The sequence below is a fragment of the Psychrobacter sp. TWP2-1-2 genome (assembly GCF_049896785.1).
Lineage (GTDB): Bacteria > Pseudomonadota > Gammaproteobacteria > Pseudomonadales > Moraxellaceae > Psychrobacter.
In genome coordinates this window covers 1-6,920 of sequence record NZ_JAFCVA010000030.1, presented here as the reverse complement: position 1 = coordinate 6,920, position 6,920 = coordinate 1, and the positions used below count along the sequence as shown (strand labels likewise).

The window sequence follows — 6,920 nt, the reverse complement described above, 5'->3', positions numbered from 1 at the left end:
TTCTTGATAACTCTTCGCCTTAATTTGCAGAACACCTCTAGCGTCAATCAACTGTTTTTTTTCTCTAGCCTCAATAATTGCTAGAAAAATGAGTCGCTGCTCAGGTATACCAAGAGAGTAGCTAGCACTGATTAATTTATTATCTTTGGTTATTAACTTTTTATCGCTCATTTCATACTTTCCATAGTAAATGGTATTAGCACTATAACCCATAAAGCTACAATATGTATAATGTTGTAGCCTTATGGTCGATAGACGTAGCCTTATGGGTCGATAGACGTAGCCTTATGGGTCGATAGACGTAGCCTTATGGGTCGATAGACGTAGCCTTATCAAGGCTACAAGCCTTTATTAGCAAGGGATAGAGAGGGCTTAAAAGCTTTTAAAAGCTTTAAAAACATTAAAAACCTTTTTTCTTTTTTTATTAACTAAAAAGATAAGCGCTTTGATCTATCTAAATTTGCAGTATTGGTATCTATCTGTACCTATAAAACAAGATTTTGGCTTAACTCTCGCATAGTAACCATCTTGACCTCTAACCACATTATCAACGACAACAGCCTTCTCTAAACGCTGATAATCAGCCTCACGTTGAGCTATTTCTGTTTTGCTAGGGACAAGTAGTAAAACAGATAATAACGTAAGGGCAAATATGCAAGCACAGATACCACCTACGAGAGCAGAAGCCTTCCAGCTTAGTGATCTAGCAAATTCATCCGATAGCGCTTTGGTATATTGTTTAGCGCCTTCTTTAGCTTCTGTTCTAACGTTGGTTAATATGTTTTTGGCATCATTAGCTAACTGCCGATTTTGATCTTGAAACTCAGTCGCAAAGAAGCTCAAACTCTTAAAGTTAGCATCAAAGGTTTTTTTCATATCTGATGATAATATGGATAAATCATTAATACTGGTGGTGGCTAGGTTTACAGTTTGTACTAAGTGATGATTGGCCTTAGCAACATGACCAGCCACGCCTTGTGTTAACTGGTTATGATAGTGATTCAGCACCGCAGAAACTTCTTTGCTAACCTCTTTAGCTGCACCAATAGCAATCGCTGATTTGATGACATTTTCTCGTTCTTGATAATCTTTGAGCTGGGCTATGAGATCGTTTACAAGCTTGGTCTTTTTCCTCTATCCTCTCTAACAAGGCCGTATTATGCTCGGTGAGCGTTGCAATGGCGGCAAGTAGGTCTTCAAGGTTGGGGGTCTCTGACATTTTTTATCTTCCTAATCCATAGCTGCGGCTGCGGTTTATCTCGTTACTGTAGTCTGTAATATCTTTTTGGACGCTCTGTAGCGCTTGCTGCTGGTTTTTTTCGATGGTTGGGCTGTGATTGTCTATAAATTCACTTAAAACGTCTTGTAGGGCTGCTGTGTGCGTTTTACGCTCACTGGTGTAGTGTAGGTTTTTGATCTCATTCAGTGCTTGCTGTGATTTGTCGCTCACTAAGTCCGTTAACGCGCCACGCTCATTTGACGCAAGCTCGCGCTGTCTCTGTGTGGTGTCTGGGTTGTCTGTGTATTGATTGAAGCTGTGCATGACCTCATTAGCGACTGAAATCGCTAAAATAAGTTTGCCGGTCTTGCTGTTTGGATCAATCCCTTTCTGCGTATGCTGTTCTAATTGTGCCATTACAGATGCATACAGCGCTTTTTTGTCAGCAAGGAATTGCTTGTTTTCAAGCGCAAGCTGCCTTGCTTTGTCGGCTCGTGCCTGTTCAATGCGCTCACGTTCGGCTTGTTCACGTTTTTGTTGTTCGGCAAGCTCGCGCTGCCTTTGCTGCTCTAGCTCCACCTCTTTTTGTTTTTGCTCATCTGCGCGTTTAGTCTTAATGCCCTGAGCCATTGCCATGGCTTTTGCCACCGCATCGAGCGTGGGGGCTTTAGGCTTTGGCACACTTAGTGGTTCAGGCTCTTTTATCGGTTCATCTGCTGTGCTGTGTTCAACGTCTTCAATCTTATGACCATTCAAGATAATGGCATCAGCGGCATCATTCACGATCTGATTTTTGGTAAGCTCTACGCCCCATACCAGCTCGTTACGCTCGTTGATTATCTCGTTGATAGTGCCAAGCTGTGTTGCTGGCGTTTTATCAATCTCGTAATGCTTACCTTCTTCTTTGGCTTGTTCAGCTTTTCTTAGCTCTCGCTCGTATTTGTCACGTTCCAGCTTGGTAGCGACTGATCCCATTTTGAGTTGTGGCTCAATATCAATCCCTTGCGCGGCATAGCTGCGACTATCAATCAGTTTATGGTCATGCTCGGCTAGTTTTTCGTTGGCGATCTGCTCCCATATTTGGCGAACCTCTTTAATCTCATGGCTGACGCGTGCCATGCCAAGCGAACGCCGCTTATTATCTGACAGCTCAATACTGGCTTTGTCGGTTAGTATGATCTCGTGATTACCGTCAAGCGCTGCGGTGCGCGTGGTGAATAGGATATGAGCGTGGAAGTTTCGAGGGTCTGCGCCCCGATCGATCTCTTTTTGAGTTGGCTCATGAATGGCGCAATCGGCAATGGTGCCGTAACGGTCTGCTAAGGTCTGGGCGAAGGTATGTGCTAGCTCTTTTCGGTCTTGCTCGCTTAATTCATGGGGTAGATTAACCAGCCATTCGCGAGCCACACGCGCATCGACTCGCTTCTCGGCATCCTCTGCTTTGTTCCATAACTCACTGCGTGAAATTTCAGCGTTGGCAGCAGCCAATACTGTCGGCAAAATAATATCGGCGCTCATCACCCCCTGCTTTTTTGAGTAATCATGGGTCTTACCATATCGCTTATCTTCCAATTCACAACCAGCACGATAGCTCGCAGAAGCAACCGCACTTTGTCCGCTGCCTCGTGATATTGATTTGGTCGATGCGATGAAAATAGCCATTTCTAAATACTCATACCTTTGTTTTTTAGCACTACGTCTTTTCGTAGTGCTGGGGGTGTGGGGGCTTGCCCCTGCCGATGTTTTGATTTTATAAATGTGTGACCGATAGGGATAAACATTTGTAAAGTCGAAAACTCGCATTTAGTCAGTGGGACTTAAACATCCGTCAATTAACTATATCATAAACTGTTGTTAGGTATTAGCGAAGTTGCTATAGTTAGGCGAGTAAAAACTTAATGATATAAGGAAGGGTTATGAGTTTACTTGGTGGTAATGATTTAAAAGAGCAGCAGAAGATTAATGAGCTTGAGCTGAAAATAAATAGAGAGAAGCAGAAGCTGGATAAGAAGTTAACACGGCAAAAAATTCTACTGGGGGCTTTTCTTGTAGAGACACTAGAGAAGGATTCAGTAGATGGTTTAAAAGAATATACAGCTGATAACTTGCTGGATTTTTTGACTAGACAGGGAGATAAGGATTTAATGAGTGAAGTTATATATAACTTAAAAAAACAAAAAAATAGCCTAGATTAGTAACTGAACTGACCTTTAAAAACTGGCCGAGCAAATGGTGTGATATTTAAGTCTTATCTACTACAGCTCCATAGCTATACTGAAAGTTATTTAACCTGCGCTGTCTCTAATAAATTGCCATCTTTATCGAATAAGCAATTGACGGTACCCAGCGGAGTCGCATCCAAGCTATCTTCAGCGTAGTAATGTGTTATAACTTCAAAGTTACCATTATTTAATCGTCTGTAGTCTATATTTTTGCGTTTAATGTCCATAGACTTAAAGTCTTCAAGCCTAGGCTGTACCGCTTCTTGGCACTTCATTAGTAATGCTATCTTTGATGTTTTTTGAGCTTGTTCGAGCTCAGTATTGATTTTTTCATCAGAGGGGTTACTGTCGGTTTGAATCCAAATATACAATGCTGCAAATGTAATAATAGACAATCCTGTCAGCGTTTCTTTTTTCATAACATGACTCGTTTAGTAATAATAGAATAATATATTTACCAAAAGACAAGCATAGCTCAGTTATTCTTAAGAAGTATGTTAAAACAATAATTAACCGTTGAAAGCAATGAATAGATGATGCTTCCGTTCTGGTTAAATCAGCTTAGTATTATAAAATAGGGCTTAATAAAAGATGGATACCTTAAATATCCTGTATCTCGTAGGAGCAGTATTAATTTTTGCCAGTATTATGGCAAGTACGTTATCGGCGCGTTTGGGCGTTCCACTTTTGCTATTGTTTTTAGTGGTTGGGATGCTTGCCGGTGAAGAGGGTATATTGGGTATTGAGTTTTCTCAATATGAGATAGCCAATTTTGTCGGGCAGGCAGCATTGGCTTGTATTTTGCTAGACGGTGGACTGCGCACCTCTGTTAAATCATTCCGAGTTGGCTTAAAACCAGCCATCACACTGGCCACTTGGGGTGTACTTGCGACCGTCATGATACTGGGTGTATTCGTCACTTGGCTGCTAGATGTCGATTGGCGCTTTGGTCTATTACTGGCAGCAATCGTGGGTTCAACCGATGCGGCAGCGGTATTTTCACTATTGCGTAATGGCGGTGTCAAGCTAAATGATCGTGTACAAGCCACGCTTGAATTAGAGTCGGGCGCCAACGACCCTTTAGCGATTTTGTTAGTAACTGGGTTGATTGCTTTAAATGTAGATCCAGCCGGACAGACAGCGCTAGGCTTTTTAGGGTTGCTATTACAGCAGCTTAGCTTTGGTCTAGGAATGGGCTTGTTCTTCGGTTATTTCCTATCTCGGTTATTACCCAAGATACATTTGGCAGAAGGCATGTATGCTATTTTGATACTGTCAGCTGGCTTAGCGGTGTTTGCTGCCACCAACTTACTAGGCGGAAGTGGCTTTTTAGCCGTCTTTGTCGCGGGTATTTTGATAGGTAACCATAAGGTACGCTCAACTGAGCACGTCATGCGGGTGATGGATAGCTTTGCCTGGTTATCGCAAGCAGTGTTATTTGTAGTATTAGGTCTATTGGTCACACCATCGAACGTTCTTGAAGTTTGGCCTTATTCAGTGGCCATTGCTGCCTTTATGATTTTAGTGGCTCGTCCTATCGCGGTCTATACCAGTGTTTTGCCATTTAAATTTAAAAGTAGAGAGATCGGCTTTATCTCTTGGGTTGGCTTACGCGGTGCGGTACCCATTACCCTTGCCATGTTGCCCGTGATTGCAGGGGTGGACAATGCCTTTATGCTGTTTGATATCGCTTTTGGGGTGGTGGTCTTATCGTTGGTGTTACAAGGGACGACCATTCCTTTTATGTCCAATTTGTTTAAGGTGCGTATTCCTAACAATAAGGACCCAAAAGAAGAGCATGAAGTGTGGGTGTCAGATAGAGCAAGCATTACGTTGTATGAATTTGAAGTAAAGTTAGGCGCGTTTGCAATTGGTCGTCATCCGAGGGATATATCTACGCGCATCAGCCCTGAAGGAATCCATGTTTTTGCCTTGGTGCGCGGTCAGCAAATCTTGGCAATTAATGAAGATACTAAGCTCAAATTTGGCGATAGCGTTTGGTATGCCATGAGCGGCGATTATGCCGGTCAGATTGCGGATGTTTTTAATGACACGACGTTAGACCGTAGAGCCATCGATGATTTTTATGGCGATTGGAAGCTATCGCCGAGTGTCAAGCTTAAAGATGTGCCATTCTTTTCCGATAGGATGAAATCCGAATCTCTAGAAGATAGCCTGAACACGAAAAATATGTGGGAACAAACAGTGGCTGAATATATTAAGGATAGCTTAAAGATGGCACCCGTAGCAGGCGATACGGTTGCGATTAATGAGGAGTGGTTGTTGGTCATTAAAGAAGTTGATGACCAAGGAAGGCTTAGAACGATTGGCCTAAAACAACTAGAGGCGCCAGCAGTGGCATAGTGTCTATCATTATTAGACATAACATGGACTAGTAGCTAAAAGGCAATCGTTTAAGATAATTAATAGTCCCGCTAATATAGTCCATCGTAGGTAACTCATTAGCTCAAATTATGGTCTGTTTTACTGGTCTCGCTAGGGTATATCAAACCTATTAACAGACCACTTAAAACAGACTGGTATAATGGAACCACTTATAATAGACCGCTAGCCTTAATACTCTAAATAATCCCTGATTGGACGCTTCTTGAATTGAGAAGGGTCTTTTTTTAGACGGTTAGTCATTTCAAACTCCCATTCAGTAGCATTTTGTCCAGCTGGGCTAGTAGAGCTGACCAAATGATTATAATCGGCGATAAAGCTAGGGTTGCGAGCGATACGCCCTAATTGCTTGTCATTTAACCCATCAACTGTAAACATATCAGCTGTATTTGCATCTCTTTTCTCAGAAACAACAGCGATTTTTTTCTTCTCTTTCTTCACTTTAAATTTGAAGGTAAAGCCTGCAATTGCGCGTCCATTTTTGTGTTGGTCATACTCGGCTTGAATGTCCGTATACTCATTTATTTGTTTGATAGCATGGTCTAAAACTCGAGCTTTAAAGTTATTCATTTTCTTATATTGTTCAGGCTCAACACCTAGTTTCCTACGTAGATCATCTACGGGTATTTTGTTAGTTTGACCAATTGCTTTCCATTGCATCATTAACTCATAAAGCCTAATTGAATATTCGCTTTGTAACTCACTAACCTGCTTTAACTCATATTCAGTGTATTGCTCGCTAAGTCTCGTTATAAGAGGAATAACTGCATCTGTGAATTGCAGTTCCACCATACCAGCAGCATCGATATAGGTTATTTTTTGCACCCATCTAATCACATGGCGAGCTAATTTTCCTGTTTGTTCATGAATGTCTTCATACTCAAAATGAGCATCAAACAATCCACTTGTAGCACTTTTTAACGCATCGTATGAAGTATGCTTTTCCACCTTAAATTGTTCTTGATAACTCTTCGCCTTAATTTGCAGAACACCTCTAGCGTCAATCAACTGTTTTTTTTCTCTAGCCTCAATAATTGCTAGAAAAATGAGTCGCTGCTCAGGTATACCAAGAGAGT

The 6,920-nt window shown here is 41.7% G+C and carries 7 protein-coding genes; 2 read left to right on the top strand and 5 right to left on the bottom strand.

All coding sequences use genetic code 11. The features are described 5' to 3' along the window. From ACP7AE_RS13875 to ACP7AE_RS13865, 3 genes are all read right to left on the bottom strand, one after another. Window positions 1-171 (bottom strand): RepB family plasmid replication initiator protein (locus ACP7AE_RS13875; protein WP_426243788.1); only part of this gene is annotated, 171 nt, incomplete at its 3' end. A gap of 279 nt (window positions 172-450) precedes the next feature. After that, window positions 451-972, bottom strand: coding sequence for a hypothetical protein (locus tag ACP7AE_RS13870; protein ID WP_426243786.1), 522 nt, complete (start codon window positions 970-972; stop codon window positions 451-453). A 250-nt stretch (window positions 973-1,222) separates the two neighbouring features. Next, complete coding sequence (locus ACP7AE_RS13865) at window positions 1,223-2,881, bottom strand: MobA/MobL family protein (RefSeq protein ID WP_426243784.1); 1,659 nt, start codon at window positions 2,879-2,881, stop codon at window positions 1,223-1,225. 254 nt (window positions 2,882-3,135) lie between these two features. On the opposite strand from ACP7AE_RS13865, the gene ACP7AE_RS13860 reads away from it, so the two are divergent. Then, window positions 3,136-3,414 (top strand): mobilization protein MobS, encoded by a 279-nt coding sequence (locus ACP7AE_RS13860; protein WP_426243782.1) that lies wholly within the window; start codon window positions 3,136-3,138, stop codon window positions 3,412-3,414. Between the two features lie 86 nt (window positions 3,415-3,500). On the opposite strand, the gene ACP7AE_RS13855 is transcribed toward ACP7AE_RS13860, so the two are convergent. Next, complete coding sequence (locus ACP7AE_RS13855) at window positions 3,501-3,860, bottom strand: hypothetical protein (RefSeq protein WP_426243780.1); 360 nt, start codon at window positions 3,858-3,860, stop codon at window positions 3,501-3,503. 172 nt (window positions 3,861-4,032) lie between these two features. On the opposite strand from ACP7AE_RS13855, the gene ACP7AE_RS13850 reads away from it, so the two are divergent. Continuing rightward, window positions 4,033-5,805 carry a potassium/proton antiporter gene (locus tag ACP7AE_RS13850; protein ID WP_426243778.1) on the top strand — a complete coding sequence of 591 codons (1,773 nt, stop codon included), beginning with the start codon at window positions 4,033-4,035 and terminating at the stop codon, window positions 5,803-5,805. A 210-nt stretch (window positions 5,806-6,015) separates the two neighbouring features. Here the strand turns inward: ACP7AE_RS13850 and repM are convergent. Next, on the bottom strand, window positions 6,016-6,920 hold a 905-nt coding region (repM, locus tag ACP7AE_RS13845), incomplete at its 5' end, for a replication initiation protein RepM (RefSeq protein ID WP_426243776.1).